Consider the following 18,136-nt stretch of genomic DNA (forward strand, 5'->3'; position numbering starts at 1 on the left):
ATGAAAATCATTCCTGCAAAAACACCTGGAATTGTAAAGACCCTACTGCCTAACTTTGTATGGAATGTAAATACTGAAGACAAAACATTATATCTAACATTTGACGATGGTCCAACACCTGAGATTACACCTTGGGTACTTGAGCAATTAAAAGCTTATAATGCTAAAGCGACCTTCTTTTGCATCGGTAAGAATATTGAATCACATTCAGAAATTTTTCAAAATGTCCTTGAAGAAGGTCATGTGGTGGCTAATCACACTTATGACCACTTAAAAGGCTGGAAAGTCAAGACAACGATTTATGTGAACAATATAGAGTTATGTGATTCAGTGATGACCTTTCAAATTCAAAACTCCAAATCTCAAGGCCTAAGTACAGATACTTTAAAATTGTTTAGACCTCCGTATGGTAAATTAAAAACCAAGCAAAGTAAAACCCTCCAAAAGTTAGGTTATAAGATTATCTTATGGGACGTCCTTTCTTATGATTGGGATAAATCAGTATCTGAGCAACAATGCTATAATAATGTCATATCTGCAGCCAACTCTGGAAGTATCATTGTATTTCATGATAGTGTAAAAGCTTCACGAAATTTACAATATACATTGCCAAAGGTCTTGGAATATTACTGTGAAAAAGGGTTTCAATTTAAGGCCTTAACTAAACATAATCTTGCATAACACCAATAAGCGTATTGGCATCTTGCTCACCGCTATGACGCCATTTCATTTCGCCATTTTTATAAATGATTAAAGTTGGTAAACCTTTAACGCGCAGTGCTTCTGCTAGTTCTTTGTTTTTATCAACATCAATCTTAATTATTCTGGCCTTATCTCCTAATGCAGCGGCTACATCTCTAAGAATCGGATGCATGGCAATGGATTGATCGTTCCATTCTGTATAGAAGTCTAATAGGACTGGAATATCGACATCTATTAATTCCCCAAATTTTGACATACTGTATGAATTTAGTCAAACTTGCTTACAAACCAGTTGTACTTTTTAGAAGCTGACTGTATTTTGTTTGTTATCAGCATTATAAAAATAAGGAATTGTAAGCAATTATGCTTCTTTTGACCCCTTTTTAAGTTCTATCACTGTGATTTCTGGCCAAATGCCTACTCTTCCAGGAAAGGCCAAATAGCCGAAACCGCGATTAACATTAATGTATTGTCCTAACGATTCGTAAATACCAGCCCATTGCTTATATCTCCATTTTACTGGACTCCATTTAAACCAACCTGGTATTTCTATTCCAAACTGCATACCATGTGTGTGTCCGCTCAATGTTAAATGATAATGATTCTTATCATTGACAACCTCAGCATCCCAATGGCTTGGATCATGACTCAACAATATCTTAAAATCATCTTTAGCAACGCGACTTGACGCTTTTTTAAGATCACCTGCCTTCTTAAAACCTCCTTTTCCCCAATTTTCAACTCCAATTATTGCTATACGTTCACCATCTCTTTCAATAAATCTATTTTCGTTGAGTAAAAGATCAAATCCAATTTCTTTTTGAATTGCTTTTAAGTCTTCAAGATTTTGCTTTTTATCATCATCAGAATTCCAACGTACATAATCTCCATAATCATGATTCCCCAATACCGAATACAAACCTTCTTTAGCATTAAGTTTCTTAAAAATATCCACATAAGGCTTCATTTCTTCCGCTTTATTATTTACCATATCACCTGTAAATAAGACAACGTCACTTTGCTGCTCGTTAATGAGATCTATAGCATAGGATACCTTGTCCATATTATCAAAACTACCCGAGTGCACATCACTAATTTGGGTAAGTCTAAAACCATCAAAGGCTTTTGGCAAATCTTCAAAGTGAAGCGTATATTTCAAAACTTTAAAATTATATTTACCCTTATACATCCCATAAAGGATAGAGGCAAATGGTACAGCTGCCAATCCAAGAGCTATTTGACTAATGAATCGTCGTCTTGCAGGAATATGTTTGATCTGGTTTGCACTACCACTATCATCTTGCATAAAATAGCTGTAGATACCTTGTGGAATTCTAAATATATCCTCCGAAAACATGATTGCAATTAGAACCAATTTGGGAACCACCATAGCAATTAGAAATCCAACTGCTAGAGAATTGGCTTGAGAAAACCCATTGCTTCTATTAAATCCATAGAATTGAATTAAAAAGTTACCCATAACAACGACTGTAAAAAGCCAATACAAGGCATACCACCAATTACTTTTCGTAACTGTTTTAAGCGACTGAAATGCGTAATAATCGGCAACTCCAATTACTAAAATAAAGATCAACCAACGAATCATAATCAAAATTTAATTGTCAAAGTTAAGCAACTGCGTGTCCAGATATCTTATCAAATTGTTAAAGCTTTTAAGGAAAGCCCAAGTAACTAGGTAGAAACAGCATTCAAAATTGCGCTTATTTTAGAAACATCCGAAACAGTTTTTGGACTATTACTATCTGAATTATTAGTTGAAAGTAGAACTGAAGCAGATCCATGAATTTCCTTCAATCCAATAGATTTAAAACGCAATGCATTGTCAGCATTAATGCCACTTCCTGCCATTATTATAATTCTATTCTTTGCTAAATGATTAAGGGTATTAATTAAATGAATTCCTGCAGCAGCTGTGTCTTCTTGACCTGACGTTAGTATCCGATTCGTACCAATACCAATTAATTGTTCTAAGGATTCCTCTGGATTAACTAGCTCATCAAAGGCGCGGTGAAACGTAAACTCTAATGGCTTGGATAAGGCTATTAGTTCTGCTGTTCGTTCTATATCAATCGTCAAATCAGAATTTAAAACCCCTGAAACTATGCCATGATAACCTAATTGCTTACAAAGTAAAATATCCGATGTCATGACCTCAAACTCAGCCTTGGAAAACACAAAATCACCACCTCTTGGTCTAATTAATACAAAGGCTGGAATATCTAATTCTTCAGAAACTTGTCTTAATAAGTCATGTGATGGAGTGATTCCGCCTATTTCAAGATTTTCGCATAACTCGATACGATGCGCACCTGCAACTTGGGCATTTTTAGCCGATTGGAAAGAATTTGCACAAACCTCTAATAACATCTTAGTTGATTATAATTTCGTCAATAAACGTCCAGGCCTTGTTTCCAGCCCCTTGTTTGCCCTCTGGAATTGTGCCATAATTGGAAATCATTAAACTTAACGATTTTACGGTCACTTTTAAATCTTCTGGAGTTTTAAAATCATATTTAAAGTTTACCAAATTTTCATTTTTTAAGTTTACTTCTTTTACATCAGTTACAATCGTACCATCATCAAGAGTAAATTTAAGATGAACTGCTTTAGGTGCATAAATCCACTGCCCATTTCCATTATAAAAACGTGTCTCAACAGAATTGATCTTTTTTTCTTCATTTAAATCAATTGTAATTTCAATATCCTCTCCCCAAAAGCCCAGCCATTCATTATCAGCATAACGAGCATCACTACCACTTACACCATTTATTAACCCTTCTGCACCACTTCCTGAATAGGCCTCATGAGGATTTTTATCAATACTAATTTTTGTGCCTATAGCCTTATGATAATTGATCTTTTGAGTAAAAGTACTACCTATTTGATTGTCTTCATTGAATACAGCGGCTTTGAGCGTACAGGTTTTTGTTATTGGAATTTCTGAGGTGTACATATCAGAACTTACACTAGGCTGAGTACCGTTAAGAGTAAACCTTATCATTTTACCCTGAGATAAGGTCTTAAGTCTGTAGGCTGTATCACCATTCAATGATACCATTCGCCCTTCAATTTCATAAAGATGATTGGCATAATTAATACCTAAAGTCTCCAATCTTTTATGGAAATTTTCAACACTTCCTACAAAATCATTATAGTTCCGTTTCTCAGAATGAGACCACAATATTTCACTCATGGCAAGTACCCGAGGGAACATCATATACTCTACTTGATCTTCTTTTGGCATATATTCTGTCCAAATATTGCCTTGGGCACCCAGAACATATTTCGACTCATCTTCTGTTAATTCCTCTGGAATAGGATTAAATGAATATACTTTTTCTAAAGGCAAATAGCCACCAATAGCTAATGGTTCGTCATCATTTTCAGATTGGTAATAATCAAAATAACAATGGGACGTTGGAGTAATAATCACATTATGACCAGCTTTTGCCGCAGCCACTGCACCTTCTACACCTCTCCAAGACATCACAGTGGCGTTTGGTGCTAAACCACCTTCTAAAATTTCGTCCCAACCAATAATTTGTCTGCCTTTAGAATTAAGATACTTTTCCATGCGCTGAATAAAATAACTCTGCAAACCATGTTCATCTTTGAGGTTATGATTTTTGATAAAATCCTGACAAAATTCACTGTTTTTCCATCTAGCTTTTGGAGCCTCATCACCACCAATATGGATATACTGGCTAGGAAATAACTCCATAACCTCATCTAATACATCTTCTAAAAACTGAAATGTAAATTCATTAGGACAATAAATCTCTTCAAAGACTCCCCATTTTGTGGCCACTTTCACAGGCTCTCTGGTACATCCCAATTCTGGATAAGCAGCTATTGCAGCCTGACTATGACCGGGCATTTCAATCTCAGGAATTATAGTTACAAAACGTTCCTCAGCATAAGCAACAATATCCTTAATCTCCTCTTGGGTATAGTAGCCACCATATTTTTTTCCATCAAACTGATGTGGTTGATCGCTATAATGACCCACCAATGTCTCATCTCTATAAGCTGCCACCTCTTGAAGTTTTGGGTACTTTTTTATTTCGATGCGCCATCCTTGATCCTCTGTTAGGTGCCAATGAAACGTATTCATCTTTAACATGGCCAAGGCATCAATATATCTTTTTATAAAGTCCACAGAAAACATATGTCTGCCGACATCTAGATGCATACCTCGGTATTTGAATTCTGGTTGATCCTTAATGGTTAAACATTGAATGGCAACTTCTGAATGCATGTAACTACAGTTCTCAAAACTTACTGGCAACAATTGTCGTAATGATTGTACGGCATAAAATGCTCCTACCTCGCTTGACGCTTTTATACTTATTTTATCTGATTGAATATCAAGTTCATAAGCTTCTGGCTTTAATGTTGCAACTAGAATAAACTCAATTTCATTAGAGTTTTGAATTTCAATTGAGCTTCCATTTTCAATGAAATTTTTCAAAAACGCAGATGATAACTGGAATTCTTCTGAGGCGTAAATTCCCACAGAACTATCTAAAATAAATTGATTGCTCTTAAGTTCTTGGTTGATTGGAATTGGAATAATTTGAGGAGTCGTATTTGGTATACGCATTTCTATACACCCACATAAAACTGAGGCAAAAAGAAAGAGTAACAGTATTTTCTTGAAATGCATTTTAGTACATTAGATGCATTAAAATTAGTAATCTTTTTGCAACAGATATGTAAAAGTTTCTATTGATGATATCACAACCTCTATCCTTCAGACTTAGACCTCAATAACATTATTGATAATCAATATGTTATATTGAAGACTTTGAATCCGATCATATGATCATATCCTTAACTGGCCATAAACCTCTAAGTTTTTGTGTGATATTAGTACAAACTCATCTCATAAACTATAAAATCTCCCCGATTAATGGATTTTATTTTGATCTCTATTTCCAGGTAGATCGCGGTACCAATCTTCATTAGAATTTCCCCCACTTGTAGCCCATAATGCAAAATTATAATAAGCATCGCTGATTGGAATACCAGCTTTAGGAAAATCAAATGATTCTGAGATATTAATTGCCCAGGGTAAACCGTTCGATGTCTTATAATAATACCCATTATCAAAATTGCTTGCATCCGAAGATGTTCCAAAAAAACTTAAGTCTGCAAGATCCGTTGGCACTCGCCCTGGTAAGTGCACCTCCTTACTTCGATTACCATTAACAAAAATAAATGGATTATACGGCGGATATCCTGTCATACTCTGAGAAACTGGATTATCAAAATTAATCGTAGTGCTTATACTTGTTGTAGGTGATGTATGAGGGAAAAGACTACCTGAATTCTGAACCGCATCAAAGGCGCTATCAAAAATAATAACAGTTCCTTTTTCCTGATTAGCTTCAGTTCCATTTCCGTTTTGAGAAATTAATCCATTGTTTAAATACACACCACTGACGCTATTTACATCATTAGATGCAAGATTATTTAATTGTATCCCAAAACCATTATCAAAACTAGCAAATAGCGCTTTTATAGTCCACTCTGCCTCTATATCTACCAAGAGATTACTACCGTTTAAAATATGATCTATTTCATAATCAATTACCATATCATTAAAATCATAGTCGCCTTGAGCAGGCCATAGATCTTCAAAGGCCAACGAACCCGAGTATGTGTTTCGAAGTGCTCTTAAGGGATCATCAGGAAAATCATCATTTTCATCTGTTATACCATCACCATCGTTATCTGTCACAGGAGTTGTTATAGGCATATCTCCTGTATTTATACCCTCCCAGGGATTCGCAGAAACATAAAAAATTAAATCATTAAAATCATCATCACTTCCAGTTGAACGCGTCATATCCTCAAAACCGTTCAATAACAATTGATTTCCAAAGTCTGCCAACTGTACAGTATGTTGACGCTTATTCGGATCACTTTCTACTGTATTGAAATCAATCCTTGAGAAAAACTTTGTCGCATTAACATCTACTCCTGTTCCTGTCCATGCATTTTGAAAAAGCACCCATGAAATGGTCTGTCCAGGGTCAAAATCCCCTAATTTTATTTTGTCTCCTGCATTAAGTTCTCCATATGAATTTACCAATGATGCATTGGGTAATACAACGAAAATTGAATCTATCTCACTAACGTTGGCTGGAGGATTGTTAGTTTCAAAAACATAATACCCTAAGGCATTGCGATAACCAGCACCCTCACCAACAAAAGTTACAAAGACTTCACTGGATTCAATTACCTCAATATCAAGTTCATTCCCTGTGGTTAAATATTCTGGATTATACCAAGGCACTCTTCTGTCAGGAAGTGACGCACTAACACTATTGAGAAATTCTTGACTCAAATCATCCCCTTCATCTTCAAGATAATGAGGTAAGCCTTTCCAATGGCCTTCATTATAACTACCCATATAATAGTAATTGTCAGATATAGGAATTGGATCGAAATTCATTCGATTGTCATTATTAATAGCCCTATCAGATGGCAGACCGCCAAACTCCAAATTTATATATGGTGTCACATTTATCATTTTCTGATTGGCAAAACCGACACTTTGAACCTGTACGAATAAATTCTCTACATACGTTGGTATCTGAATTTGTGTATTTATATGTCCAGACGCATCAGTTAATACTGATGCTAAATATATTCCACCAAAGTCAGGATTATCTGTAAAGAAACTTACTTTTACCCCACGTAATGCTTGATTTTCAATGGACCTAACTTGTATCTCACCTTCAATCTCTTCGGTTGTATTATAATTGAAATCCCTAGGAATATTTAGTTTAGTGATATCATTACTAGATTCCTCGGACTGCGGGTCTTCAATATTATTAGACTCAGGACTACAGGTACAAAAACTTAAAACTAAGAGGCATAACACAAAATAACTTATTTTCATGATTCAAATTGATTTAATCATTTCATAAAATAAATTAAAATCCATATATGTGTTAGTTGTAATTCGCTCAGTGACGGATTTAAGACGACTAGCGATCGTATAACTAAGACAAGTAAATCAACAACTTCATGGCTATAGCTAAATGCAAAAATTGAAATGCATTTTAGTATATTAGAGGCGTTAAAATTAGCAGTCTTTTCTGATGAATCTCAAACTATCCATTGTTTTAGTCGCCTTGACTTTTCTTTTTAGTTGCAACAACTCTAATCCTATTCCCGCATCACAAAAAGACCAAGCTTTAATTAAATATGTCAATACCTTTATAGGTACCGGTGGACATGGTCATACCTATCCAGGTGCTACGTTACCTTTTGGCATGATGCAACTGAGTCCAGATACACGACTAGAAGGTTGGGATGGTTGTTCCGGTTATCATTACACAGATGAGTACATTTATGGCTTTTCGCATACACATTTAAGTGGAACAGGTATCAGTGACTTTGGGGATGTGCTCTTGATGCCAACAAACGAAATTAACTTTAATAATGGTGCCAATGGTAAAAAAGGGTATCGTGCTCATTTTAGTCATGATAATGAGTCTGCAGAGCCTGGTTTTTATAAAGTACATTTAGACTCTACAAATATTGATGTAGAACTAACAGTTTCGCTTAGAAGTGGAATTCATAAATATCAGTATCCTTCAAGTGACAACCAATATGTTGTATTGGATCTGCAGCATCGTGATAAGATTTTAAATCATAAAATTAATATGTTGAATGCGTATGAAATTAATGGTCATAGACATTCTTCGGCTTGGGCAAAAGATCAGCGTTTATTCTATCATATTAAGTTTTCTCAACCGATAAAAGACATCGTCTATGAAGGTGCTGATGGATTAGCAATTTCAAAAAATTACAAGTTTGAAAGTAAAAAAGCGATCTTATTATTTGATAATCCTAATAATGAACCACTACTTATTAAAACTGGAATTTCAGCAATAGATGAAAAAGGTGCTAGAGAAAATTTAATTGCTGAAATTGGCGATAAAGATTTTAATACGGTTAAAAAAGAAGCACAAGATTATTGGGAATCTCAGTTAGAGAAAATCGTTATTGAGGGAAATGATATAGATAGAAAGACCAATTTCTATACAGCCTTATATCATACTATGATTGCACCAAATCGTTATCAAGATGTAGATGGTCGTTATCGTGGTATGGACCTGGAGATTCATCATGCAGATTTTGACTATTATTCGGTGTTTTCACTTTGGGACACCTATCGCGCTGCACACCCTCTGTATACAATAATTGAGCAAAATCGCAGCAACCATTTTATTAACACGTTTTTGGCTAAATACGATGATGGTGGTCTTATGCCTATGTGGGATTTAGCGGGTAATTATACGGATTGTATGATTGGCTATCACGCTGTTCCGGTCATTGCTGATGCATTTTTAAAAGGCATTAGAGACTATGATACTCAAAAAGCTTTTGAAGCGATGAAACATTCTGCAACACGCGATAAGTTTGGATTGAAAGCCTATAAAGCTTTCGGATTTATCCCCGTTGATGAAGAAAGTGAGTCTGTTTCTAAAACTTTAGAATATGCCTACGATGATTGGACCATTGCACAGATGGCAAAGTCCATGGATAAATCTGAGGATTATGAAACCTACATTCAACGTGCTCAATATTATAAGAATGTCTTTGACCCGGAAACAAAATTTATGCGAGGAAGATTCAGAAACACCTGGTTTGCACCTTTTGATCCTTATGAAGTAAATTTTAATTATACAGAAGCTAACTCTTGGCAATACAGTTTTTACGTACCTCAGGATATTTCAGGATTTATGGAATTACTTGGTGGAAAAGCACAGCTCGAATCTCAACTTGATGAGTTGTTCAATGCAAAAACAGAAACTTCTGGTAGAGATCAATCTGATATCACTGGTTTAGTAGGACAATATGCGCATGGAAATGAGCCAAGCCATCATATGGCCTACCTCTATAATTTTGTGGGTAGTCCTCATAAGACTATGGAAAAAGTTCATCAGATTTTAACCGAATTATACAAGAATAAACCTGACGGCATTTCGGGTAATGAAGACTGTGGACAAATGAGTGCTTGGTATGTGTTTTCATCTATGGGCTTTTATCCAGTAACACCAGGAAGTAATCAATATATCATTGGAACTCCACTTTTTGATAAAGCATCTATTAACTTAGAAAATGGTAATACATTTACTGTAAAAAGTTATGACTTAAGTGATACTAACAAGTACATTGAATATGTGTATTTGAATGGGGAACAATTGGACCGATCGTACATCTTTCATCACGAAATAATGAACGGAGGGACTTTAGAATTTTACATGAATGACAACCCAGCAGTTTGGGGAAGTAGAGATGAACAGCTGCCATCAACAGAAATTACAGATCATATCATTTTACCTTCTCCTTACATTGAAGAAGGAGACATCACTTTTAGAGGGGAAACAGAAGTGGTGTTGAATATATCAGAGCAAGACGCTACGATTTATTATGCGCTTGATGATTCAAATTTTATACAATACAAGGCACCTTTTATCATCTCTAAAGATACTGAAGTGCGTATGTACTCTGAAAAAGGTAATTTAAAAAGCCCTATTTTAATGACTCCATTTTTTAAAATAGATCCAAATCTTAGTATCATCTTAGAAAGCGAATTCGCCAATCAGTATTCCGCAGGTGGTAATGATGCGCTCATTGATGGCATACGAAGCACAAAAAATTACCGCACAGGAAGCTGGCAAGGCTATCATGATCGCGATATGATTGCCACAGTTAATTTAGGATCTTTAAAAGATATTACTTCAGTGAAAGTTAATTTCTTACAAGATCAAGGGGCTTGGATTTTTTACCCTACTGAAGTACAATGCTTGATCTCCACGGACAATAAAAGCTTTAAAGTATTAGCACCTCAAAAAATAGATGCATCACAACGAAATAGCCAACTCGAAATAAAAACCATAAAATTTAATATCCCAGAAGGTGAGTATCAATATGTAAAAATCATTGCTAAAAAAATGGGAAAAGTGCCCAAATGGCATTTAGGCTATCCATATGATGGACGAAGTTGGATTTTTGTGGATGAAATTTCAATTAAATAAAAGACTAACAAATCAATATAAATGCACAATCAAAATAATAAATCGGCCTTAGCAACCTTAGTCACTGTCTTCTTTTTCTGGGGATTTTTTGCAGCGTCTAATAACATCTTCATTCCATTCTGTAAAACCTATTTTAATATTGACCAGTTTCAATCGCAGTTGGTTGATTTTGCCTTTTATGGAGCCTATTATATAGGTGCCCTGTTATTATTCATTTTTTCGAGTTTTATTAAAAAGGATATTCTTAATATTTGGGGCTACAAGAATGGTATTATTTACGGTCTTTTAATTTCTACTATAGGCTCGATAATTATGTATTTAGTAGTCAATGGTGCTGAAAAAGGTCAGACTGAAATCTTCTATTTTGTACTTTTTGCACTTTTCATTGTTGCCTTGGGCTTTTCCTTACAACAAACGGCTGCAAATCCTTTCGCCATTGCCTTAGGCGATCCTCAAACGGGCTCGCATCGACTAAATTTAGCAGGTGGTATCAATTCCTTCGGAACTACGATTGGACCGCTCGTTGTATCCTATATTATTTTTGGTGCTGCTGCACTTTCAAACGAGGAATTTACCAATAAAATTTTAAACGATGAAATTTCATTGAAAACGGTGCAAACTCTTTATATAGGTATCGGTATTCTGTTCTTAGTGGCTGCTAGCTTGTTTTATTTTTCAAAGCAATTACCATCACTGAAATCAGATTTAGCTTTTGAACCTGCCAACAAAGCCCGAAACTTACTTATCATCTTAACCCTTGTGATTATAAGCTGCTTTGGCTATATATTCAGCACCTACAAAGGTAATTCAGAAGCTACTGAAAGTATTGAACAAACACGATTGCTACTCCTATTTGTTGCACTTTTAGCGGTAGTTGCAACTGTTTTTGTCGCCTACTCTAGTGCAGCAAAAAATGATAAAGGTTGGGGTGCAATGAAATATCCGCAACTGGTTTTAGGGATGTTAGCCATTTTCATGTATGTCGGTGTAGAGGTAACCATTGGAAGTAATCTTGGTGAATTACTAAAGCAAGAGATTGAGACCTCTGGACTTAATTCACTTGGTCTTCCAGTGCTTAATGATTCGCAACTCGGAATTTATATATCCTTATATTGGGGTGGACTTATGATTGGTCGTTGGGTTGGTGCCATAACAGTTTTTGACCCAAGTAAAGGCCTTAAGAATGTTCTTCTAATCATCGTTCCATTTATTGCATTTGGAGTTATTTTAACCGTTAACTACATTGCTGGGAATGAATTTTCGGCTAAAGAAATTCTATTTTTTGCCGTTTGTATCGCTATTCAGGTATTAGGCTTTTTCTTAGCAAGAGATCGTCCGGTTAAAACCCTTAAAGTATTTAGCCTTTTAGGTATGCTAGGAATGCTCATTGGATTATTTGCTTCTGGAAATGTTGCGCTTTTTGCATTTTTATCTGGTGGCCTCTTCTGTTCTATCATGTGGCCATGTATATTCACGTTGAGTATTGCAGGCCTTGGAAAGTACACATCTCAAGGATCCGCATTTTTAATTATGATGATTTTAGGTGGTGCCATCATTCCCCCACTACAAGGAAAACTTGCAGATGTATTTTCAATTCAATCTTCTTATTGGATTGCCGTAGGATGTTTTACCTACTTATTGTTCTATGCCTTTAGAACTAAAACAATTTTAGATAAGCAAGGTGTTGAATACTAAAATCTAATTATTATGAATCGAAGAAAGTTTATTAAAAATACAGCTTTGACCAGCGCAGGGATAGCTATAGGATCTAGTCTTGCAAATTGCAAAAACAAATCTACTCATTCAACAGAAATCAATGCCCTTACAACTGGAGCTAATGTTAAATCAAAATTGCCATTAGTTATTGCCACTTGGTCTGTAAAAGAAGCTACAGCCAAGGCTATGGAGGTCTTAGATGCTGGTGGAAATGCGCTGGATGCAGTTGAACAAGGTTGTAAAATTGAAGAAGCCAATGAAAAAGGTCAATCTGTTGGAAAAGGTGGCTTACCTGATCGTGATGGAAAGGTTACCTTAGATGCCTGTATAATGGACAAGCATGGTAATTGTGGTGCTGTGGTTTATCTCCAAAATATCACACATGCTGTTTCTGTTGCCAGGAAAGTTATGGAAGACACACCACACGTTATGCTCGCTGGTGAAGGCGCAAAGCAATTTGCAATATCAAAAGGGTTTGAACCAGAAGATCTATTAACTGAAGCCTCAAAACAAGCCTGGGAAAAATGGAAAGTAGAAGCCAAATATAAACCCATTATCAATATCGAGAATCACGATACAATTGGCATGTTAGCGATTGACAAAAATGGTGATATTTCAGGTGCTTGTACAACAAGTGGTCTGGCATACAAAATGGGAGGACGTGTTGGCGATTCCCCAATTATTGGCTCAGGTTTATTTGTGGACAATGAAATCGGTGCTTGTGTTGCCACTGGATTAGGAGAAGAAGTTGTAAAAACCGTTGGTAGCTTTTTAGTTGTAGAACTTATGCGTCAAGGTAAAGCCCCACAAAAAGCTTGCGAAGAAGCTATAAGCAGAATTGTGAATAAGCCCAATAGCAACTACAAAGATTTTCAAGTAGGTTATATTGCCGTTAATAAAAAAGGAGAAACAGGAAGTTACTCAATTCATCAATGGTTTAGTATGACTAAATTTCAAAATGGAGTTAACGAACAGATACAATCTGACTACTTTTTAAAGACCTAAAACCATTTTACGGTTACCTTGGCCAACTTTTCCTTAAAGCGACTATATGGGGGAAATAGCAATTCGTTGATCCCAAAGGTGTATTGTTTAACGATAGCTCGTTGATTGCTAAACGCCTTAAATCCATAAACTCCATGGCTTTTCCCAATTCCACTATTATTCACGCCACCAAATGGTAAATTATGATTAGTATAATGTACTACATTATTATTAATACAGGTACCGCCAGCTTTTGTCTTTTTTATAATATGCTGTATGGTTGAACGCGTTTTACTGTAGATGTATAAGGCCAAAGGTCGTTCCTTGGCATTTATATACGCAATAGCTTCTTCCAATGAATTATAAGTCACAATTGGTAAAATAGGACCAAATATTTCTTGGTTGAGTAAAGTGGATTCCTCACTTAAATTCGAAATTAGTATTGGAGCAATAAATTGTGTTGACGCTTCAGTCTCACCCCCAACTTCAATTTTTGCACCTAAGTCCTCCGCATTCGCAATATAAGATTTTAACCTTTCAAAGTGCTTAGAAGATACAATTCTGCCATATGAGCTAGAACTTTTAGGCGCTGATGAGAAATAGTAGGTAATCCATTTTTTGCAGGCCTCTACGAACTTACTTTTAATCCCTTCATCAATTAGAACGTAATCTGGAGAAACACAAATCTGTCCTGCATTCATAAACTTACCCCAAATAATTTTTTTAGCTGCCTTATCGAGGTTCGCCGATTTATCTACAATTGTTGGAGACTTTCCTCCAAGCTCTAAGGTCACCGATGCTAAATGTTTTGCCGCTGCGGTCATTACTATCTTACCAACATTTGGTGATCCAGTAAAGAAAATGTGATTAAACGGCAATTCCAACAACTGTGTTGAGGCCTCAACTTCACCTTCGACCAAAGCTACCTCGGTTTCATCAAATAGATCATCAACAATAGTTTTCATTAATGCCGAAGAGTGTGGTGTCATTTCAGATGGTTTAACAATAATGTTATTGCCAGCTGCTAGTGCAGATACTAACGGTCCAAAAGTTAGATTAAACGGAAAATTCCATGGAGATATAATTAAACAAACACCTTTTGGTTCATGGAGATAGTAAGAACTTGAACCAATCATTGCCATCGGTGTTTTTACTTTTTGCTGGCGCATCCACTTATGTAAATACTTTTTGGCGTGTTTTATTTCACCCACAATTTGATAAATCTCAGTTAATTCAGATTCTACTTTGGGTTTACCAAGGTCCTTCTGTAATGCTTCTATAATTTGTTTTCGATACGTTTTTTCTATCGCAAATTGAAGTTTATTTAACTGATCAATTCTATACTTGTAATTGGTACTTCCTATTTTGAGCTGCCTGTTTTTTTGCTTTTGGAATAATTTTAAGTAAGGGTTAATCTCAATATCCACCATAATTATACTTTAATATTTAATTATTCATTATTAGGATGCATTTCATCGATGTTATTAGCAAACCTATGTATTTGATCTAAATCTTTGAGTTTTTCATCTATGAAAACAGCGTTTTTGTTGGTCTACGAGCCGAATTTGTGCAGTTCATCGATATTTTCAACTTACACATGTCAATCATCTAATTATCGTCTTGTTTCATCCAAAAATTTCATCTCCTGTATGCAATTGGTTGTTTCTTTGAATCGAAGTTAAAACAAAAAATAATTTAACAGTAATGAAAAAAGGTTTAATCGTTATAGCATTTTTAACTGTATCTCTTGCAGGATTCGCTCAAAAAGCGTTACCAAGTAATACTCATGCTGACCTTATTGCAACTGTTAAAGCTGAAAAGCCTGAAACAAAAAAATCAATTATTTCTGCTAAACTAAAAGCAAAAGTTTTAAAAATAAACCGTAAAAAGAGTAACGAAATTATAAGTATCAAAGCTTATAGAAAAAGTCTTCAAATTAAGGTTAAGACCGTTAAGCTTTGCTAATTAATATGCTATTAACCATTGAAAAGCCGAGACATAAGTTTCGGCTTTTTTTGTTGCGGATTTTCAAGTAAGTGTCAATGAATGGTCTTAAAAAATAAGCCATATCTGTCTAACGCCTAATAAATACCATTCATCGAAGTTTCTACCAAAGTTTGTCGAAATATCCGAGCAACTACTTAAATCCCATTGTTTCTTTAAAGTATAAAAAACATTTAATAGTGATGAAAAAAGATTTAATCATATCAATATTGTTAACCATTTCCTTCGCAGGATATTCGCAGCAGGATTTAGGGTCTGCAAATGGTTTAAATCTTTGTCAAATCATTAAAGTAGACAGATCAGAGGCGGCTAAAAAAGTAAGTACCGCAAAAGTTAAAACACAGTTGTTAAAAATAAATAAAAAGAAGAGTAATGAAATTATAAGTATTAAAGCTTACAAAAAAAGTCTTCAAATTAAGATAAAGACCATTAAGCTTTGTTAAATAGAATGCTATTAACCGATAACAGCCGAAACAATGTTTCGGCTATTTGTCTAATGTGTTGAATAAAACAGAAAAACTTATAATCAGCGCAACTCTATCAAATTGAGATGGTAAAAAAGGCATACACATAGACCTTAAAATCAAAACTCACTAAAAACACAACTCTAAGCTCTAGATGGGACTTGGAACGACAGATAACAGAATTACTATATGCACTAACAAGTCCGGCAAGGTTAAACCTCATGGGCATAGCTTAAACGTAAAACTACAAAAGGAAGCGACTTCTTTCTTTTACTCAATTAATATTTTAATGCACATGTAAAAAATTACCTCTCACCCATTTATTGCATAAATTATAATATAATTGGCTAGTTTTAAGCTGTATTAAATACCTTTAAGCAATATGTCTATTCGCTATTTGTTAATCCCGCAATTATTATTTGTACTGCAAATAACCAATGGCTTTTCACAATCTATTCCAGATCTTAAGATTTTAGATACTATTCCGTCAGATGAAGAAAAATTAAATATTCTGGCTCCAATTATCAACAGTAAGTTGTACTCAAATCCAAAGCAAATCGCATTTTATGCCAAGGTTTATGATTCTATTGCCAAAAAAATAGACAACCCCGAAATTAATGCTACCGCTCTAAATTTTAAAGGGATGGCACATTATGTTGTTGAAGAATACGATAGAGCGATAACCTATTATCTAAAAGCTACAAGAATTCTAGAGCAATTACCACCAAGTGCTGAACTCGCAAGTATTTACAATAATTTAGCTGCTTGTACTTTAATAAGAAATGACCTAGAAAAAACAGAGGAATATTACTTAAAATCATTGTCAGTCTCTGAAGCAATTAACGACCGCCCATGGATTGCAAACACCAATAATAATTTGGCGATGTTGTATTCACAACACAAGCTTTATGACAAGGCAGAAGCAGCAATTAAAAAGGCCATTCCATATTACAAAGAAGTTAAAGACTCTATAAAACTAGGCATAACGTACATGAACTATGGTAATGCCATGCTTTTTTCTGAACACTTTAATGAGGCCACTAAGCATTACCAAAAGGCTGTTGAACTGGTTACAGTAAAGCAAATCCCATTATTACATGCCGTTTCTAAAACTGGCATTGGTATTAGTGCTACCAAAAATAAAGACTATCAAAAAGCATTACCCTATTTAACCGAAGGTGTAACCATCGCTAAAGAAATTAAACATGATGAACAATTAATGGAGTCTTATAATGCCTTGGGTGATTATTATTCTGCCACAAAAAACTACAAAGAGGCCTATAATATGGCTATAACAGCCCAAGATCTTAAAGACTCTGTACTCTCTCGACAACAAGACGCAAATATGGCCCAAGCGCTGACCAAATTTGAAACCGAAAAAAAAGAAGCGCAACTTAAAGTCGTAACCCTTGAAGCAGAAAAAGCAAAACAACAACAACGTCTATTTTTAATTCTGGCTATATCTGGTTTATTATTTACAGGATTGATTGGGTACTCTTATCAAAAGAATAAGCAAAAGAATAAGCAACTCGCCAAGCAAAAAGAATTACTAGAGAAAACCGTAGACGAAAAAAATACACTCCTACGAGAAACACATCACAGAGTAAAAAACAGTTTTCAAATAGTATCATCCTTACTCTTCCTTCAGTCTAAGAACATAAAAGACAAAGAAGCACAATTGGCTATTAAGGAAGCGCAGAATCGTGTACGCTCTATGGTATTAATACACCAAAAATTATACAGTAAAGATGAGCTTGTTGGTATTGAAACCCATGAGTATTTTCAAGATCTGTTACAAGATATTTTTGACAGTCACAAAGAACATTCTAATGGACTTAAATACAATTTAGATATTGAATCTATGGTATTAAATATTGAGACAATTACACCAATCGGTCTAATCCTTAATGAACTTATCGTAAATGTACTGAAGCATGCCTTTACAGATAAAAATCAAGATGGTTTAATCCGTGTTCAATTTAAAAAAGAAGATGAGCATCTCGTTTTAAAAGTAATCGACAATGGAAATGGATTATCGGCTGATAAGAAAGACTCTTCATTCGGTTTAAAACTCATCAATGCCTTAGCAAAAAAACTAAAAGCTACTTTTTTACTTAGGGAAAATAAAGAAAGAGGAACAGAAGCTATGTTACAAATTAGAAAGTATGACATGTTATAAACGGG

Annotated in this window: 13 protein-coding genes; 7 read left to right on the forward strand and 6 right to left on the reverse strand. The window is 35.0% G+C overall.

The window, feature by feature from the left end:
• The gene (locus tag HRU49_RS02960) at window positions 1–681 is read left to right on the forward strand and encodes a polysaccharide deacetylase family protein (protein ID WP_296353995.1); all 681 of its coding nucleotides are present in this window, start codon (window positions 1–3) and stop codon (window positions 679–681) included.
• Here HRU49_RS02960 and HRU49_RS02965 read toward each other — a convergent pair.
• The 5 genes from HRU49_RS02965 to HRU49_RS02985 all read right to left on the reverse strand — a co-directional run bounded on the left by HRU49_RS02965 (window position 662) and on the right by HRU49_RS02985 (window position 7,633).
• Window positions 662–958, reverse strand: coding sequence for a thioredoxin family protein (locus HRU49_RS02965; RefSeq protein ID WP_296353998.1), 297 nt, complete (start codon window positions 956–958; stop codon window positions 662–664). The genes HRU49_RS02960 and HRU49_RS02965 overlap by 20 nt on opposite strands.
• 105 nt (window positions 959–1,063) lie before the next feature.
• Window positions 1,064–2,308, reverse strand: coding sequence for a metallophosphoesterase (locus HRU49_RS02970; protein ID WP_296354001.1), 1,245 nt, complete (start codon window positions 2,306–2,308; stop codon window positions 1,064–1,066).
• Between the two features lie 86 nt (window positions 2,309–2,394).
• Entirely contained in the window at window positions 2,395–3,090 is a 696-nt protein-coding gene (locus HRU49_RS02975) for a copper homeostasis protein CutC (RefSeq protein WP_296354003.1), read from the reverse strand.
• 1 nt (window position 3,091) lies between these two features.
• Window positions 3,092–5,389 carry a family 20 glycosylhydrolase gene (locus HRU49_RS02980; protein WP_296354006.1) on the reverse strand — a complete coding sequence of 766 codons (2,298 nt, stop codon included), beginning with the start codon at window positions 5,387–5,389 and terminating at the stop codon, window positions 3,092–3,094.
• 243 nt (window positions 5,390–5,632) lie between these two features.
• Window positions 5,633–7,633, reverse strand: coding sequence for an LruC domain-containing protein (locus HRU49_RS02985; protein WP_296354007.1), 2,001 nt, complete (start codon window positions 7,631–7,633; stop codon window positions 5,633–5,635).
• A 202-nt stretch (window positions 7,634–7,835) separates the two neighbouring features.
• Between HRU49_RS02985 and HRU49_RS02990 the strand changes: the two genes are divergently transcribed.
• The 3 genes from HRU49_RS02990 to HRU49_RS03000 are packed head-to-tail and all read left to right on the forward strand — an operon-like array spanning window position 7,836 to window position 13,505.
• The gene (locus HRU49_RS02990) at window positions 7,836–10,784 is read left to right on the forward strand and encodes a GH92 family glycosyl hydrolase (RefSeq protein ID WP_296354011.1); all 2,949 of its coding nucleotides are present in this window, start codon (window positions 7,836–7,838) and stop codon (window positions 10,782–10,784) included.
• Between the two features lie 21 nt (window positions 10,785–10,805).
• The gene (locus tag HRU49_RS02995; RefSeq protein ID WP_296354013.1) at window positions 10,806–12,479 is read left to right on the forward strand and encodes an MFS transporter; all 1,674 of its coding nucleotides are present in this window, start codon (window positions 10,806–10,808) and stop codon (window positions 12,477–12,479) included.
• 12 nt (window positions 12,480–12,491) lie between these two features.
• On the forward strand, window positions 12,492–13,505 hold the full coding sequence (locus tag HRU49_RS03000) for a N(4)-(beta-N-acetylglucosaminyl)-L-asparaginase (protein WP_296354015.1): 1,014 nt from the start codon (window positions 12,492–12,494) through the stop codon (window positions 13,503–13,505).
• Here HRU49_RS03000 and HRU49_RS03005 read toward each other — a convergent pair.
• On the reverse strand, window positions 13,502–14,914 hold the full coding sequence (locus HRU49_RS03005) for an aldehyde dehydrogenase family protein (protein WP_296354017.1): 1,413 nt from the start codon (window positions 14,912–14,914) through the stop codon (window positions 13,502–13,504). The two genes, HRU49_RS03000 and HRU49_RS03005, sit on opposite strands and share 4 nt — an antisense overlap.
• Window positions 14,915–15,188: 274 nt before the next feature.
• On the opposite strand from HRU49_RS03005, the gene HRU49_RS03010 reads away from it, so the two are divergent.
• From HRU49_RS03010 to HRU49_RS03020, 3 genes are all read left to right on the forward strand, one after another.
• Window positions 15,189–15,449, forward strand: a complete 261-nt coding sequence (locus HRU49_RS03010; protein ID WP_296354019.1) for a hypothetical protein — start codon at window positions 15,189–15,191, stop codon at window positions 15,447–15,449.
• Window positions 15,450–15,670: 221 nt separating this feature from the next.
• Entirely contained in the window at window positions 15,671–15,931 is a 261-nt protein-coding gene (locus HRU49_RS03015; RefSeq protein ID WP_296354021.1) for a hypothetical protein, read from the forward strand.
• Window positions 15,932–16,334: 403 nt separating this feature from the next.
• Entirely contained in the window at window positions 16,335–18,131 is a 1,797-nt protein-coding gene (locus HRU49_RS03020) for a tetratricopeptide repeat protein (RefSeq protein WP_296354023.1), read from the forward strand.
• Window positions 18,132–18,136: the final 5 nt, after the last annotated feature.

The organism is Winogradskyella sp. (assembly GCF_013213975.1).
Lineage (GTDB): Bacteria > Bacteroidota > Bacteroidia > Flavobacteriales > Flavobacteriaceae > Winogradskyella.